Below are 15,069 nucleotides of genomic sequence, written 5' to 3' on the forward strand. Positions count from 1 at the left end.
GAAGTCGGGGGCGAAGTCGGGGGCGGGGGCGCGCCCGAGCGGGGACGGCCGGTCACGGCGAGCCCTGTGGTCGGGCGTGGGCCGAGGCGCGGGTCAGGGTGCGGGTGGCGTGGATCAGCAGGGCCAGGGCCGCCGCCCCGCAGAGGAGGGCGGGGACGCTGCCGGGCCCCCAGGTGTCCACCAGGGCGTCGACGGGGGCGGACAGGACGGCGCAGCCGGGGAGCCGGCCCGCGAAGACGGCACTCACGGCGGCGGCTTCGCCCAGGGCCGTGGCGCCGAGGGCGATCACGGGGGCGTGGGTGAAGCCGTGCACGGTGAGGAGGCGGGCGAGCAGCAGGAGCGCGCCGAGGGTGAGGACCTGGGCGTAGCCGGCCGGCTCGCCCAGGGCCGCGGCGCTCAGGGCCAGCAGTGCGGTCAGCGCGCCCAGGAACAGGGCGAACGTGCCGAGGAGCAGCGGTTGCACGGAGGCCGCGAACTCCTCCAGGCCACGGCTGGCCGTCAGTTTGCGGCGGGCGCGGGCGGTGAGGAGGTGGGCGGACCAGACGGCCGGTGCGCAGCCCAGGGCGAGGGCCAGGACGGGGGCCGCGGCGAGCGGCCAGGGGCCGTCGGCGAGGCCGGTCGGCAGGCCGTCGGGACCGCCGGCGACGGCGCCGCGGAGCAGGCCGTCGCCGAGCGCCGCGTAGCCGAGGAGCCACCACGTCCAGGTGCCGGTGCCGGTGGGGTGCGGGCCGGTGCGGCGGCCGGTGCTCAGCGGGCCGCGGCGGAGCAGGGCCCGCAGGCCGAGGGCGAGGGCGAGGACGCCCACGGCGGCGATGCACAGGCGGGATCGTCCCGTGGTGAGACGCAGGCCGACCACGGTGGCGGCGCACAGGGCCCCGGGCAACAGGGCGAGCAGGGCCCGGTCCACGCGTGGCCGGGTGGTGGTGGTGACGGGGGCTGCCGGGCGCGGCGGCTCCTCGCCGGTGCGGGGGACGCGCGCGTACATCTCCTCCGCGAGTGAGAAGACGTCCCGGTGGCGGAAGCGCACCGCCGTCCGGTCGGTGACTCCGTGCGCCTCCAGGCCAGCCGCGATCTCCAGGGGGTCCACGGCTCGTTCGCACAGTTCACGGTGACGGTGCATCAGGGCCTTGACGGGGTCGGCCGCGCCCCGGCGGGAGGCCGCGGTCGTGCGGTCGGCGGGGAGCCGGGCCGCCTGGTCGGCCGCCTGACCCGCCGCCGCCTCGCTCGCCCCCGCGAGCCAGTCCTGCGACTGCGTGCCCCACTGAGCGGGGCTGCCCGGCGGGCCGGGGAGGTCCAGTTCGCCGAGGCCGCTCATCGGGCCCCCTCCGTCGCGACCGTCGCGACCGTCCCGGTCGTCGGCGCCGTGGCCCGCACCGGTGGTCCCGCCGCCCAGCCCGGGATGCCGCGGGCGGCGACGCGGGTGAGCGGTCCTGTCCAGCGGCCGGGCACATGGGCCTCGGCGGGGACGGCGAACGGCATCGGCTCGCCCGAGCGGTCGAGGACGACGCGATGGACCGGGCAGTGCGAGACGATCTCCAGGTAAATGCCGTGAAATGCCGTGATGTTCTGCTCGACGGTGAACAGTTCGAGCGCCCGGGCGCGCGCCGCGGCGCCCAGGCGCGCCCGGCGCTCGGGATCGCGCAGCAGTGTCACGCTCGCGTCGGCGAGCGCCCGTGGATTGCGCGGGGGCACAACGAGACCGGTGCCGCCGATGACCTCGACGACCGCGCCGACGTCGGTGGACACCGTGGCCCGGCCGCAGAACATGGCCTCGACGAGGCTGACGGGAAAGCCCTCGACCACGCTCGACAGGACGATCACCGTGCCCGAGGCGTACGCCTCCGCGGCCGTCGGCAGCTCCGGGCCGCCGATCTCCTCGAAGGACACCGGGTTGTCGCCCACGGTGTGCGGGCCGTCCGCCTCGTCGGGGAAGAGCTGCGCGGCCAGCGCCTTGCAGTGGCCGAGATACGCCTCGCCCTCGGCGCCGGCCGCGGAGCCGACGACACGCAGGCGCGTCTTCGGTTCCTCCTTGCGGACCTCGGCGAAGGCGTGCAGCAGGGACACGAGGTCCTTGGCCGGTTCGACCCGGCCGACCCACACCAGCGTGTCGGGGTCCGTGTACTCGGGTGCCTCCCCCACCTCCGCGAAGTGCGCGGCCTCCATGCCCGGGTAGACGGTGCGGAGCTTGTCGCGGTCGGCGCCGCAGCGCTCCTGCCAGCGGCGGGCGTGCGCGTTGCCGGGGGTGACGCACGCGGCCTGCCGGTAGACCTCGGTGGCGAGGCGACCGTGGAAGGCGGCGAGCAGGGCCCGTACGGCGGGGGCGGCACCGGCGGTCGGGCCAGCGCCGGAGGCCAGATAGTGGGTGCGCAGCCGGACCCCGTACTCGGTGACCAGCAGGGGCACGCCGAAGAAGTGCCGGGCGACGAGTCCGGGCAGGGCCGCCACCCCGCCGGACGCCGCGTGGCAGAGGTCGGCCGAGCCGAGCCCGTCGTCCCCGTACCAGTCGAGCGAGAGGGGGCGCAGGGCCTGTTCCAGGTGCGCGGCGACGGCGAGCAGATCGGGTACGCGCGCCTCGCGCGCCGTGCGGAGCGCGCCGGGCGCACGACAGGCGCGCTCCAGAGCGCGTACTGCGCGCTCGGAGCGGAGCGCTCCCACCAGGCCGCCCTGGTCGCGGGCGAGTTCGGCGAGTCCGTACAGCGCACTGCTGAAACGGTCCGCCTCTGAGGCGCAGATCTCCCCGGACTCACCGGAGGGCTCCCCCGTCGGCGGCTGCGCGCCCCCCGCTCCTCCGGATCCGCCCGCTCCCCCGGGCCCGCCCGCGCATAACGCGGAGACGAGTTCCCCGTAGCACTCGGCGAACCGCCGGCGCGCGCGCCGCCCGTACACCACCCCGTCGTCCGCCGCTTTCCACAGCGGCGCCGTACGCACCCGGCCGACCTGCGGCGGAAGCTCGATCCAGCCCTCGCCCTCCTGGCGCTCGGTGCGACTGAGCGCGTAGATGTCGAACTCGTGCTGCCCGAGCCCGCGCACGAGCCGGTCGCACCAGAGCCTGGCGTCACCGCTCACATACGGATAGCCACCCTCCGTAAGCAGTCCGATGCGCACGAGTGCACCCCCGATCTCCCGTCTGGGGAGCCGCCGTCGACCCGGCGGCTCACAGCGGGAAGAACGTATGCGGACAAGGCGGTGGCGCGATGGACGGTTGTCCATCGCGCCACCAAAAGGGGTGAACGGTCGTAACTTTCCCGTGCGGGTGGCGTTCCGTCGCGCTAGGGAATCATCCGGACGCGCGACGTCACGCCGGTGTCAGGTGCGGGCCGGCTCCCGTCTCGCGGCCCGGCGCCGGGCCGCGACCTGCGGGTCGAGGGCGGGTACGGCGGCCAGCAGCTGCCGGGTGTACGGATCGCGCGGGGAGCCGTAGACCTGCTCGGCGGGGCCGGTCTCGACGACCCGGCCGTTGCGCATCACCGCGACCCGGTCGCTGACCTGGCGCACCACGGCGAGGTCGTGCGCGACGAAGACCAGGGCGATTCCGAGGTCGCGCTGCAACGCGCCGAGCAGGGCGACGACCTGGGCCTGGGTGGTGACGTCGAGCGCGGAGACGGGTTCGTCGCACACGATGACGCTCGGGTCGGCCGCGAGCGCCCGCGCGATGCCCACGCGCTGGCGCTGACCGCCGCTGAACTCGTGCGGGTAGCGGTTGTAGTGCGCCCCTTCGAGCCCCACGCGCTCCAGCAGTTCACCCACGCGCTTCTGGATGCGCTTCTCGTCCCGTTCTCCGCGCGCCCGCAGCGGGTCGGCGATCGACTCGCCGACGCTGCGGCGCGGGTTGAGGGAGGAGGCGGGGTCCTGGAAGACCATCTGCACGGCCGGGTTCACGCCGGTGTGCGCGGCGCCCGCGTACCGGATCTCACCGGCTGTCGGCTTCAGCAGTCCGACCAGCATCCGGCCCAGGGTCGTCTTGCCGCTGCCGCTCTCGCCCACGATGCCGAGGGTCTCGCCCCGGTGGAGGGTGAGCGACACGGCGTCGACGGCCGCGAACACCCGCTTCCCCCGCCCGAACTCACGCCTCAGTCCGCTCGCCTGGAGCACGACCTCGCCCGGTTCGCGGACTCCCCCGTCCGCCGGCCGACCGATGGCGCCGTCCGCCGACCCGACGGACGCCTCGTCGGACTCCTCGTCCGACGCCCCACCAGCCGATCCGACGCCGGCCGCCACCTCACCGGCCGACTCCCCACCGACCGACCTCCGACCGGCGGAAGCCCCCTCGGCCGACCCGGCGACCGACTCCGCACCCGACCGCACGCGCGAAGCCCCTGCCGGAACCTTCCGCGAAACCACTGCCGAGGCCCCTGCCGAGACCTCTGCCGAGACCTCCCCCACAGCCTCTCCCACGGACTCTCCCCCGGCCTCCCCCGCGGCCTCTCCCGTCCCGCCCGTCGTGGCGCCCCGCGGGCTCACCCTCGGGACCGCGGCGAGCAGTTCGCGGGTGTACGCCTGTGCCGGCGATCCGAGGACGTCGGCGACCGGGCCGTGTTCGACCGCCTGTCCGTGCCGCATGACCAGCACGTCGTCGACGCTCTCCGCGGCCACCCCCACGTCGTGCGTGACGAGCAGCAGGCCCATGCCGGTCTCCTCGCGCAGCGTGTGCAGGAGGTCGAGGATCTGGGCCTGGACGGTGACGTCGAGCGCGGTGGTCGGTTCGTCGGCGATCAGCAGGTCGGGCTCGCAGGCCAGCGCCATGGCGATGAGGGCCCGCTGCCGCATGCCGCCGCTGAACTCGTGCGGGCGGGACCGGGACCGCCGTGCCGCGTCCGGAATCCCGACCCGCTCCAGCACCTCGACGGCACGCGCGCGTGCGGCCCGTCGCGAGGCGCGCGCGTGCACGCGGTGGACCTCGGCTATCTGGTCGCCGATCGCGTAGTACGGGTCCAGGGACGACAGCGGGTCCTGGAAGACCATCGCCGCCTTCCCGCCGCGCAGCCGTCGCAGTTCGTCGTCGGACGCCCGCTGTACGTCGGTGCCTGCGACGCGGACCGAGCCGCCGACGGCGGCCCCGGTCCCCCGGTGCAGTCCCAGCAGCGCCGAGGCGACCGTGGACTTGCCGGAGCCGGACTCGCCGACCAGTCCGAGGGCGGCGCCCTTCTCCAGCCGGAAGGAGAGGCCGTCGACGGCCCGCAGCGTCCCGAAGCCGACCGTGAGGCCGGTGACCTCCACCAGGCTCATGCGAGCACCACCCGTCGGTCGGCCACCGCGTACAGGACGTCCGCGAAGGCGTTGGCGAGAACCACGAAGAAGCCGATGATCAGGACCATGCCGACGACGACCGGGAGGTCGACGACGTCGACCGCGTGCACCAGTTCCTGTCCGATGCCGGGCAGTCCGAAGAGCGTCTCGGTGAGGACCGCGCCGCCGACCGCCGACCCGAAGTTGTTCGCGTTCAGGGCGATGACCGGCGCGAACGCCCCGCGCAGCGCGTGCCGCCCGATGACGGACCGTTCACCGACGCCGTAGGCCCGGAAGGTGCGGATGTGGTCCTCGGCGAGCGTCTCCAGCATCGACGCCCGGGTCAGCCGGGCGAACGCGGCTGCCTCGATGAGGGCGAGCGAGAGCCACGGCAGCAACAGGTTCCAGGCCCACTGTTCGGGGTCGTCGCTGAGGTCGACGTACTGCGGGAAGGGCAGCAGGCGCAGTTCGCCGCAGACCACGATCATCAGGATCAGGCCGATGACGAAGACGGGCGTGGCCGTGCCGGCGAGGGTGAGCGCGGTCAGTGCCCGTTCGGAGAACCGGCCGCGCCGCCAGGCCGAGAGCACGCCGGTGCCGATGCCGAGGACGAGCCACAGCACCATCGCGCCGAAGACGAGCGAGAGGCTGACCGGGAGCTTGGCCAGGATCAGCCGGGTGACCTGCTGGTCGCTCTGGTACGACAGGCCGAGGCAGGGCGCGGGGCAGTGCTCCACCGAGGTGCCGGTGGAGTAGTCCTGGCCGGCGAGGAGGCCCTGGAGGAAGTGCCAGTAGCGCAGGTACAGCGGGTCGTCGAGGTGCAGTTGCGCGGCCACCTGCTGGACCTGGGCGGGCGAGCAGCGCGGGCCGCAGGTGATCTGGGCGACGTTGCCGGGGGTGGCGTAGAAGACGACGTAGACGATCACCGAGATGGCGAACAGGGTGATCAGGGTGCCGATCGCGCGGCGCGCGAGGAAGCCGCCGAAGCCGGTCATGCGGAGGCCTCCTTGTCGGCCTTGGTCTCCCGCTTGCGGCCGGTTCCCACCCGCAGTCGCGAGGCCGCGCGCGGGTCGAGCGCCGTGCGCACGCCGTCGCCGAGGACGGTGAGCGCGAGGACGGTCACGAACAGGGCGCCCGCGGGCAGCAGCAGGTACTGCGGGGCGGCCTGGTACCAGACGTCGGCGGAGGTCAGCATCTGTCCCCAGGACGGGGTGGGCGGCTTCACGCCGACGCCGAGGAAGGACAGGGCGGCCTCGACGGTGATGTTCCCGGGCACGAGGAGCGCCGCGTAGGTGATGACCGGAGCGGCGAGTCCCGGCAGCAGTTCGCGGCGGGCGATGCGCCAGGTGCCCCAGCCGCTGAGCCGGGCCGCGGAGACGTAGTCGAGTTCCTTGAGCGTCAGCGTCTGGGCGCGGACGACCTTGGCGATGTTGCCCCAGGAGATCAGCCCGATGACCAGGGTGACCAGCACGGGGCGGGGGAAGCTCGCCGGGACGATCGCGAGCAGCGCCAACGACATGATCATCAATGGCATGGCGACGAAGATGTCGGTGATCCGGCTCAACAGTTGATCGACCCATCGGTTGCCGAGCGCGGCGGCGATGCCCAGCACGATCCCGATGGCGACCTGGACGACGGTCGCGGCGAGGGCGACACCGAGCGAGACCCGGGCGCCGTAGACGAGGCGCGCGAACAGGTCGCGGCCGGTCTGCGGCTCGATGCCGAGCCAGTGGTCCGCGCCGATGCCGCCGAGCGGGCCGGTCGGCACTCCGCCGCGCGCGGAGTCGATGAGGGAGGGGTGGTAGGTCGTGGGGTCCTGGCCCTCGATCGCGGTGAGCAGCGGTGCGGCGAGCGCGACCAGGACGAGCAGCGCGACGACGACGGCCGCGACGAGGGCGGCGCGCTGCGTCCGCAGCCGCCGCCAGAACTGAGGACCTCCGGAGGCCCCCGGGACGGAAGCGTCCGTCCCGGGGGCCTGGGAGGCGAGAAGTGACTCGCTCACAGCGCTACTTGACCGCGACCTGCGAGGGGTCCAGGACGCCGTCCCAGTCGCTGATGACGATGTTGCGGATGTCCTTGCCGTACAGCCGCTTGTAGACCGGGTGGAACAGGGGCACGGTCAGCGCCTGCTCGCCGATCTTCTTGTCCAGTGCACCCCACCGCTTGGCGGCCTGGTCAAGGTCGGTCAACTTGTTGATCGCGTCAATCTCGGTATTGACCGACTTGTCATCGAGGAAGCCGGTGTTGAAGTTCGCGCCGTCCTCGACGATCTGCCGGCCGTCGAAGATCGGGGCCAGGAAGGGACCGCCCGAGGGCCAGTCGGCACCCCAGTGGGCGAGGAAGAAGCCGGGCTCCGTCTTCGCGCTGTGGATCTTGTCGGCGTAGTCGTTCTCCTCCAGGCCCTCCAGCTTGACGGTGATGCCGGCCTTCTTCAGCGCGTCTTGGATCGCGGTCGCGATCTCCGGGCTGGTCTCGAAGTCCTTGCTGTTGGAGTGCGTGAGGGTGACGGTCAGCCCGTTCGCGTGGCCGGCCGCCTTCAGCAGTTCCCCGGCCTTGGCCGCGTTGCCGGACGCGCCGGCCGGGAACAGGTCGTAGGGCTCGTAGCCGTACGACTTCTGGTTCGGCAGGAAGGTCGTCGCCGCCTCGGCCAGCGAGGAGCCGCCGGCCGCGTTGACCACCGACGAGCGGTCGAGGGCGTAGGAGATCGCCTGTCGCACCCTGACGTCGTCGAACGGCTTCACCTTCGGGTTGAAGGCGATGTAGTTGGTGTAGCCGAAGCGGCCGGTGCCGACGCGGGAGGCGAGTTCCTTGTCGCCGGTCACCTTGGCGAGTTCGGCCGGGCCGAGGTTGGTGTCCGTGGTGACGGCGGCGGCGTCCGTTCCCTGGGACGCGGCCAGTCGCTGGTTGATCACGGAGGAGTCGATGCCGGAGCGTACGTCGATCTTGTCCGGGTAGGCCTTGCGCTCGGCGTCGGTCGCGGCGGACCAGTACGTGTTGCGCTCCAGGACGACCCGCTCACCGTCGTTCTCGTTCGTGACGACCTTGTAGGGGCCGGACGAGACGGGGTGCTCCTCGTACTTCGTGCCCTTGTCCTTGGCCTTCGGCACCGGGGCGAACTGCGTCTGCGTGGCGAGGTAGGGGAACTCGCCCTCGGGCTTGTTCAGGTGGAAGACGATCGTGCGCGCGTCCGGCGTCTCGATCGAGTCGAGGCTCTTGCCGCCCTTGTAGGGACCCTGGTAGTCGGCGCCGCCGATCAGCCAGTCCCGCAGGTAGGGGGCGCCGCCGGAGAGCTCCGCGGCGAAGGAGCGCTCGATGCCGTACTTGATGTCGGCCGAGGTGATCGGCGTGCCGTCCTCGTACTTGAGGCCCGCCTTCAGCGTGTACGTCCACACGGTCGCGTCCTTGTTGGGCCGCCCGGTGTCGGTGGCGAGGTCGGGGACGACCTCGGCGCCGGCCGGACCGTTCTCGCGGTTGCGGGTGGTGAGCGTACGGAAGACGAGGGAGGGGATCTTGCCGCCGCCGGAGGTGTAGAGGCGGGCGGGGTCGAAGTCCTGCTGCGGGTTGGAGTTCAGGACGGTGAGGGTGCCGCCCTTGTGCGGCGTGGAGTCGCCACCGGAGCCCTTGGCATCGTTGTCCTCAGGACCGCAGGCGGCGGCGCCCGCGGCCAGGACCAGGCTGACGGATGCCGCTGCCACGCGGCGCGCTATGACGGACGGATGACGCATCGGAATGACGACCTCTCGAATACTGAGACGGAATGACGAGGGATGAGACGCTTGCGGACACACGTCGGCCCGGCGCCTGGTCGTCGAAAGAAGGTCGTCCCCAGCCGTGAACAGGTCACGAGCCCGTGAACCGGTTCACGGAGGAGGAGGGAATTCGCGACGCGCGCGCCTGCGGGCGGGCGTCAGCTACAGAGGATGTCGGCCACGCAGAGCGCGGTCACACCGATGAGCGCCAGCTCGATGGCGGCGCAGGCGGAGGTGTGACGAGACGACATGCGCAGAAATATGAACCAACTTTCCGCGCGTGTCAAAGCGGCTGCCGAGCCGCCTGTCAACTGCTCGGATAGGCCCAGGGGTTGGGCCTGCACCGGATTCCGTCGTGGTCGAGGAACTTGGTCTGCTGTTGCATGACCGGAGCGAGTGCTCCGTCCTTTTCGCAGGTCACATGGCCGTGGCCGAGACGGTGGCCGACCTCGTGGTTGATCAGCATCTGCCGGTAGGCGTGGATCGCGTCGCCGTACGTCGTCGAGCCCTGCGCCCATCGGTAGGCGTTGATCATCACGCGCTCGGTGGAGGCCGAGTCGCACGAGACGTTGTCCACCGTGGTGTCGAGGCCGGACTTGGCGCACCAGTCGGCGGTGGTGCCGGGGCTGGCGAGCGTGATCACGAAGTCGGGCTTGCCGGAGTGGATCCGCTCGAAGGTGCGGGCGCCGTCATGGGCCCAGCTGCGGTTGTCGTTGAGCGTCTTCTGCACGGCCTGCGCGAAGAGTTCACCGTCGAGCCCGAGCCCCCGTTCCACGTCCACGCGGTAGGTGTACTTCGGGCCCTTGCCGGGCGCCTTGGCGAAGCCGGGGACCGCGTCGAACTTCCCCGACGCCTTGAGCGTGGAGCTCAGCGGGTACTTCACGGCCATCTTCTGCGCGTACGTCAGCGGCACCACGTCGGCCGGCGCCGACGGACTCGGCACCACCGAGGGAGCAGTGGGCAGGGAGACGCCGGCCTGGCCCGCGGCGGACTGCGGCCGCAGGCCTTCGCTGTCGTCCTGGCCTCCGGTGACCTGGCCGGCCACGACGACGGCCAGCACGGTGGTGACGGCGGCGGCCGCGATACCGGTGAAGGCACGGCTCTTGGCGCTCTTCTCGCGCGCGGGTCCGGCGGGTTCACCGGTGGGCGGCGCTTCGTCGTCATCGGCACCGGTGCCGGTTCCGATGCCGCCGCCCGTGCCGGTCCGCCGGGGGGCCGTGGCCCGGTCGACGGCGGGGGCGTACGGGTCCGTGGCGAGTGCGGAGACGGCGGTGCGCGGCGCGAAGACGTCGTCCTCGGTGAAGGCGTCGAGGTAGTCCTGGCGGGGTCCGCGCGCGGAGGCCTGGCGCTGCCTCGGTATCGAGGGCCCCTGCCCCGGCGCGCCGGGCCGTCCGTAGCCGACCCCGTCGGCCGTCGGCCCTCTCAACTCGCCCCAGCCGCCACCGGACTCGCGCTGCTCGGGGTGGCCGCCGCGAACCCGGGGAACACCGCGTGCGGGCGTGCCCCCGGCCGGCCGGGGGATGCCGTGAGCCGGTGTGCCGTCGGGCAGACGCGGCACTCCGCGCGCGGGCGTGCCGTCCGGGAAGAGCGGCACCCCGCGCGCGGGCGTGCCGTCCGCCGTCGGCGGAGCCGACGGCCCGGAGCGTGCCGGTGGCACCCGCTCCCCGGTGTCTTCCTTGGCCGCGCCCTTGGGCGCGGGACCTCGGCGACTGTGGCGTCCCACGTCCCCCTCAGCTCCCGGTACTCGTTCGTCGGACGGATTCGGCGCCGTCGGCGCCGGAGGTGCCTTCGGCCCCCGCTGCGGCCCCGGAACGTTCCGCGTACTCCAGCAGGTCGCGGAACGCCGTGGCCACCGTATCCGGGTACTCCATCATCGCCACATGCCCGGCCTGGGGGAGCGTCAGGAGACGGGAGTCACGGAAGGTGCGGGCCGCCCGCTGTGCCATGCGGAAACCGACGAGCCGGTCGCGGCCGCCGTAGACCAGGAGGGTCGGCGCGAGGACCCGCTCGGCCTGGCGCCACAGGCCGTGCTGGCCGCCCAGCGTGTACGCGTTGACCAGCCCGCGCGCGGAGCGCGTCATCGCGTCCCAGAAGTACGGCAGCCGCAGCCGCCGCTCCAGTTCGTCCACCGCGTGCCCGAACGCCTCGGGAGCCACCCGTCCGGGATCTCCGTAACAGAGCGCCGTGACACCGCGCACCCGCTGCTCCGCCGTCCACTCCCTGGTGAACCGGGTGAAGACCGTCGCCACGCCGGGGAACCCGAGCAGCGCCGTCGGCAGCGCGGTGCGCTGCACGCGCAGTTCCGGCAGCGCGGGCGAGACGAGGGTGAGCGTCCGCACGAGGTCGGGCCGCACGGCGGCCACGCGCGTGGTGACCGCGCCGCCGAGCGAGTTGCCGAAGAGGTGCACGGGCCCGCGCCCGGACGAGTCGAGGTAGCGGATGACCGCGCGCGCGTGTCCCGTGACGGAGTAGTCGCCGTCGTCCGGTGGCGGGGAGTCGCCGAAACCGGGCAGGTCGAGTGCCTCGCACTCGACGACCCCGTCCAGCAGCTCCATCAGCGAGGACCAGTTCTGGGAGGAACCGCCGAGACCGTGGACGTGGAGCGCGGGTGCCAGTCCCTCGCGCGCGGGCGGCCTCGAACGTACCGAAAGCGTTACTCCGGGCAGCCCGACGGACCTGAGGCGTTCGCCGTCCGCGACCCTGACGGCGGCCGGTTCCGGAAGCAGGTCGGTGGGGGGCACTGACGGCAGCTCGGTCGACGACATGCGGCAATGTTACGAGACGATCACGCAGGGACTGATGTGTTGGCTGTCACAGATTGCGGGCGGATCGCATAGCGTCCGGACCGGGTGTTGCCTAGGCTCGTAGAGAGGGCACCCGCGTCACAGCGCCTGTCGTCTTTCAGGGACGTGCGAGGAAGGGAGCCCGTCATGGCCGTTGATCCCACCGACCCCGAGGTGCTCGAGGAACTCGAGGAGCTCCGGGCCGACGACCGCCGGGAGATCGATGTCGAGGCGCCGGAGAACGACGCCGCGCAGCAGTTCGCGGACGTGGCACCGGACCGCGACGACCCCCTCGACGACGTGGACCCGGCCCGCGCCGACGAGGCCGACCTCATCGAACAGGCGCGCGTGGTGTCCCTGGACGAGGACGACTACCGCTGAGCGGCGACCGGTCCCCGGGCCGAGCGGCCCGCCGGGGCCTGACCCGTGTGTGCCCGTTCGCACCGCTGTACACCGTTTCGGTCGGTGTCCATCGGCGTCCGTCGACGTCCGTTCCCCGGCAATCGGCGTCCGGTCCGTGAAATTCTCCGCTCGCACCGCGCACACCACGGTTACCGAAAAGTACGATGGCCGCGCGGCTCTCACCGCAAGTGGACGACATTGGGAGGCGGCGTGACAGCCATCGAGCAAACTGAGGCGGCACGCCCGCGTGGCACTCGCCTGCCGCGCCGAGCTCGACGGAACCAGCTGCTGGGCGCCGCCCAGGAGGTCTTCGTCGCACAGGGCTACCACGCCGCGGCGATGGACGACATCGCCGAGCGCGCCGGCGTCAGCAAGCCCGTGCTGTACCAGCACTTCCCGGGCAAGCTCGACCTCTACCTCGCTCTGCTGGACCAGCACTGCGAGTCGCTGATCCAGTCGGTGCGCGCCGCGCTGGCGTCGACGACGGACAACAAGCAGCGCGTGCGGGCGACGATGGACGCCTATTTCGCGTACGTCGAGGACGACGGCGGGGCCTTCCGGCTGGTGTTCGAGTCGGACCTGACGAACGAACCCGCCGTGCGCGAGCGCGTCGACAAGGTCACCAACGAGTGCGCCGAGGCGATCTGCGAGGTCATCGCCGAGGACACCGGTCTCTCGCAGGCCGAGTCGATGCTGCTGGCCTCCGGTCTCGGCGGTCTCGCCCAGGTGGTGGCCCGCTCCTGGCTGCACAGCGACCGCAGCGTCCCGCGCGACCACGCGGTCCAGCTGCTGGCCTCACTGGCCTGGCGGGGCATCGCCGGTTTCCCGCTGCACGGCACGGATCACCACTGACGCGGGCCGTCGCGTACCCCGGTGGGGTTTTGTTCCCGGTCGCTGTTCGCTCGTGGCGTTCTCGACCGGAGCGTGTTCGTCCCCTCACCGGGCTAATGTGTGCTGCGTACGGCGCGGAAGGTTCGCGCACTTCACTGACCGTCGGAGGGACATAGCCGTGGAGGTCAAGATCGGCGTGCAGCACGCGCCCCGCGAGATCGTTCTGGAGAGCGGTCAGAGTGCCGAGGAGGTCGAGCGGGCGGTGGCCGAGGCGCTGGCCGGGAAGTCGCAGCTGCTGAGCCTCGTGGACGACCACGGCCGCAAGGTCCTGGTCCCGGCGGACCGCCTCGCCTATGTCGAGCTCGGCGAGCCGGCCCCGCGCAAGGTGGGCTTCGGCGCGCTGTAGTCCGCGCACGTGGTCCGCGCGGCGGACGACGACGCGAGCAACGTTCGCAGACACGAGCAGACACGATCGGAGGGGCCCGGCGACATGACGTCGCCGGGCCCCTCCGATCGTTTTCTCCACCGACGGCGCACAACTCGCCCACAGGGGAGGATTGCATTCCGCAGGTCACGGGTATGACGGGCTACGACCTTGGTACACAGTCCGGCCGCTTGGAGTGACCCGACATGATCTTGGAAGCGCTCGGTTCCGCTCTGCTCGGTGTCGTGCTCGCATGGGCAGCGAACCACCGCTTCTCCCACCGCCTGCCGACCCGGCACCTCGTGTTCGCGACGGGCGTCGCGGGCGCTCTCTTCGGTGACTTCGTCACCCACACCGCGCTGGGCCCCGGCAGTTTCCTGCCGAGCCTGCTCGGCGCGGCGGTGGTGTCCACCGCCTCGCTCTCGCTGCTGCTGCGCCCCGCGGGAAGGCTCCGGCGATCAGCGCCGGCGTGACCGCCGCGGGCCCATAGGCCCCGCCGTTCGGACCAGCCCGGTGTCGCGCGGCTCCGCCTGCCACGACCGGTCTGATCCGAACGAACGACCCTAGGCGGCCAGTCCCAGCGCCGCCATCCGCTTGGTGTGCGCCTCGGTGATCCGGGAGAACATCCTGCCGACCTCGGCGAGGTCGAAGCCGTCGGCGACGCCACCGACGAGCATCGTCGAGAGCGCGTCGCGGTCCGCGACCACCCGCTGGGACTGCGACAGGGCCTCACCCATCAGCCGGCGTGCCCACAGCGCGAGCCGGCCGCCGACGCGCGGCTCGGCGTCGATGGCGGCGCGCACCTTCTCCACCGCGAAACCAGCGTGCCCGGTGTCGTCGAGGACCGCCAGGACGAGTTCACGCGTGTCCGTGTCGAGACGGGCGGCGACCTCGCGGTAGAAGTCGCTGGCGATCGAGTCGCCGACGTACGCCTTGACCAGACCCTCCAGCCAGTCCGAGGGGGCCGTCTGCCGGTGGAATCCGTCGAGAGCGGCGACGAAGGGCTCCATCGCGTGGGTCGGCTCCTCGCCGATCTCCGTGAGCCGGTCGCGCAGCCGCTCGAAGTGGTGGAACTCGGCCGAGGCCATCTTCGCCAGCTCCGCCTTGTCCGCCAGCGTCGGCGCCAGTTTGGCGTCCTCCGCGAGCCGTTCGAACGCCGCCAGCTCGCCGTACGCCAACGCACCCAGCAGGTCCACGACCGCGGCGCGGTACTGTGGCTCGGCGGAGGCCTGCGCCCAGTTCTGGGCGGCGATCGCGGTGCGCTCGGCGGGCGCCGCGGGTCCGGCGGACTCGGCGGACTCGGCGGCGTTCTCAGGGGCGTTCTCGGGCTTGTCAGAGCTCGTCATGAAGCGCACAATAGCCCGCTCGCCGCGCGACGGAAGTCCCTGGTCAATCAGTGTGACCGCGACGGCGGGAATCGGTGTGACGGCGACTACGTGACCGAATCGGCCAACACGTGTGCGCGATTCCGAGGTATGGTGGTAATGCGCCTGCTGGTACTCAGCCGTACCTCGACAGGCCGCACGTATGAGGATGCCCGGTCGGTGGCCCGATCGGCTCCGACCCGACAGCCCTCCCTGACCGTACGGCACTGTGCGTACGACGATCGGAGGGAACCCTCAGCGGTTCGAGCGCTAGAGCGTCGGCTGTGGTC

The 15,069-nt window shown here is 72.3% G+C and carries 14 protein-coding genes; 4 read left to right on the forward strand and 10 right to left on the reverse strand.

Going from position 1 to position 15,069, the window contains the following annotated elements:
- Window positions 1-52 precede the first annotated feature (52 nt).
- From ACWCQK_RS21860 to ACWCQK_RS21900, 9 genes are all read right to left on the reverse strand, one after another.
- A complete protein-coding gene (locus tag ACWCQK_RS21860; RefSeq protein WP_451157237.1) occupies window positions 53-1,315 on the reverse strand; it encodes a hypothetical protein in 1,263 nt (420 codons plus the stop codon).
- Entirely contained in the window at window positions 1,312-3,105 is a 1,794-nt protein-coding gene (locus ACWCQK_RS21865; RefSeq protein ID WP_451157238.1) for a DUF3492 domain-containing protein, read from the reverse strand. Before ACWCQK_RS21865 ends, ACWCQK_RS21860 begins: the two co-directional genes overlap by 4 nt.
- A gap of 201 nt (window positions 3,106-3,306) precedes the next feature.
- Window positions 3,307-5,226 carry a dipeptide ABC transporter ATP-binding protein gene (locus ACWCQK_RS21870; RefSeq protein WP_451157240.1) on the reverse strand — a complete coding sequence of 640 codons (1,920 nt, stop codon included), beginning with the start codon at window positions 5,224-5,226 and terminating at the stop codon, window positions 3,307-3,309.
- Window positions 5,223-6,221, reverse strand: a complete 999-nt coding sequence (locus tag ACWCQK_RS21875; RefSeq protein WP_451157242.1) for an ABC transporter permease — start codon at window positions 6,219-6,221, stop codon at window positions 5,223-5,225. Before ACWCQK_RS21875 ends, ACWCQK_RS21870 begins: the two co-directional genes overlap by 4 nt.
- A complete protein-coding gene (locus ACWCQK_RS21880) occupies window positions 6,218-7,228 on the reverse strand; it encodes an ABC transporter permease (RefSeq protein WP_451157244.1) in 1,011 nt (336 codons plus the stop codon). Before ACWCQK_RS21880 ends, ACWCQK_RS21875 begins: the two co-directional genes overlap by 4 nt.
- Before the next feature lie 4 nt (window positions 7,229-7,232).
- The gene (locus tag ACWCQK_RS21885; protein WP_451157246.1) at window positions 7,233-8,951 is read right to left on the reverse strand and encodes an ABC transporter substrate-binding protein; all 1,719 of its coding nucleotides are present in this window, start codon (window positions 8,949-8,951) and stop codon (window positions 7,233-7,235) included.
- Window positions 8,952-9,133: 182 nt separating this feature from the next.
- Window positions 9,134-9,226 carry an Ms4533A family Cys-rich leader peptide gene (locus tag ACWCQK_RS21890; RefSeq protein ID WP_451157248.1) on the reverse strand — a complete coding sequence of 31 codons (93 nt, stop codon included), beginning with the start codon at window positions 9,224-9,226 and terminating at the stop codon, window positions 9,134-9,136.
- Window positions 9,227-9,282: 56 nt separating this feature from the next.
- Window positions 9,283-10,698, reverse strand: coding sequence for a DUF3152 domain-containing protein (locus ACWCQK_RS21895; RefSeq protein WP_451157250.1), 1,416 nt, complete (start codon window positions 10,696-10,698; stop codon window positions 9,283-9,285).
- A gap of 7 nt (window positions 10,699-10,705) precedes the next feature.
- The gene (locus tag ACWCQK_RS21900; RefSeq protein ID WP_451157252.1) at window positions 10,706-11,740 is read right to left on the reverse strand and encodes an alpha/beta fold hydrolase; all 1,035 of its coding nucleotides are present in this window, start codon (window positions 11,738-11,740) and stop codon (window positions 10,706-10,708) included.
- Window positions 11,741-11,905: 165 nt separating this feature from the next.
- On the opposite strand from ACWCQK_RS21900, the gene ACWCQK_RS21905 reads away from it, so the two are divergent.
- The 4 genes from ACWCQK_RS21905 to ACWCQK_RS21920 all read left to right on the forward strand — a co-directional run bounded on the left by ACWCQK_RS21905 (window position 11,906) and on the right by ACWCQK_RS21920 (window position 13,888).
- On the forward strand, window positions 11,906-12,139 hold the full coding sequence (locus ACWCQK_RS21905) for a hypothetical protein (RefSeq protein ID WP_451157254.1): 234 nt from the start codon (window positions 11,906-11,908) through the stop codon (window positions 12,137-12,139).
- A 231-nt stretch (window positions 12,140-12,370) separates the two neighbouring features.
- On the forward strand, window positions 12,371-13,012 hold the full coding sequence (locus ACWCQK_RS21910) for a TetR/AcrR family transcriptional regulator (RefSeq protein WP_451157256.1): 642 nt from the start codon (window positions 12,371-12,373) through the stop codon (window positions 13,010-13,012).
- A 157-nt stretch (window positions 13,013-13,169) separates the two neighbouring features.
- Window positions 13,170-13,397 carry a DUF3107 domain-containing protein gene (locus tag ACWCQK_RS21915; protein WP_385786174.1) on the forward strand — a complete coding sequence of 76 codons (228 nt, stop codon included), beginning with the start codon at window positions 13,170-13,172 and terminating at the stop codon, window positions 13,395-13,397.
- 224 nt (window positions 13,398-13,621) lie between these two features.
- Window positions 13,622-13,888 (forward strand): hypothetical protein, encoded by a 267-nt coding sequence (locus ACWCQK_RS21920; protein WP_451157258.1) that lies wholly within the window; start codon window positions 13,622-13,624, stop codon window positions 13,886-13,888.
- 90 nt (window positions 13,889-13,978) lie between these two features.
- Here the strand turns inward: ACWCQK_RS21920 and ACWCQK_RS21925 are convergent, their stop codons facing one another.
- Complete coding sequence (locus ACWCQK_RS21925) at window positions 13,979-14,761, reverse strand: ferritin-like fold-containing protein (protein ID WP_451157260.1); 783 nt, start codon at window positions 14,759-14,761, stop codon at window positions 13,979-13,981.
- Between the last annotated feature and the right edge of the window lie 308 nt (window positions 14,762-15,069).

The organism is Streptomyces sp. NPDC002306, from assembly GCF_053593435.1.

Bases quoted from the DNA above. Each gene is read 5' to 3' on its own strand.
- ACWCQK_RS21860 (WP_451157237.1), bottom strand. From the start codon at position 1,315: ATGAGCGGCCTCGGCGAACTGGACCTCCCCGGCCCGCCGGGCAGCCCC.
- ACWCQK_RS21870 (WP_451157240.1), bottom strand. From the start codon at position 5,226: ATGAGCCTGGTGGAGGTCACCGGCCTCACGGTCGGCTTCGGGACGCTG.
- ACWCQK_RS21875 (WP_451157242.1), bottom strand. From the start codon at position 6,221: ATGACCGGCTTCGGCGGCTTCCTCGCGCGCCGCGCGATCGGCACCCTG.
- ACWCQK_RS21885 (WP_451157246.1), bottom strand. From the start codon at position 8,951: ATGCGTCATCCGTCCGTCATAGCGCGCCGCGTGGCAGCGGCATCCGTC.
- ACWCQK_RS21890 (WP_451157248.1), bottom strand. From the start codon at position 9,226: ATGTCGTCTCGTCACACCTCCGCCTGCGCCGCCATCGAGCTGGCGCTC.
- ACWCQK_RS21900 (WP_451157252.1), bottom strand. From the start codon at position 11,740: ATGTCGTCGACCGAGCTGCCGTCAGTGCCCCCCACCGACCTGCTTCCG.
- ACWCQK_RS21905 (WP_451157254.1), top strand. From the start codon at position 11,906: ATGGCCGTTGATCCCACCGACCCCGAGGTGCTCGAGGAACTCGAGGAG.
- ACWCQK_RS21920 (WP_451157258.1), top strand. From the start codon at position 13,622: ATGATCTTGGAAGCGCTCGGTTCCGCTCTGCTCGGTGTCGTGCTCGCA.
- ACWCQK_RS21925 (WP_451157260.1), bottom strand. From the start codon at position 14,761: ATGACGAGCTCTGACAAGCCCGAGAACGCCCCTGAGAACGCCGCCGAG.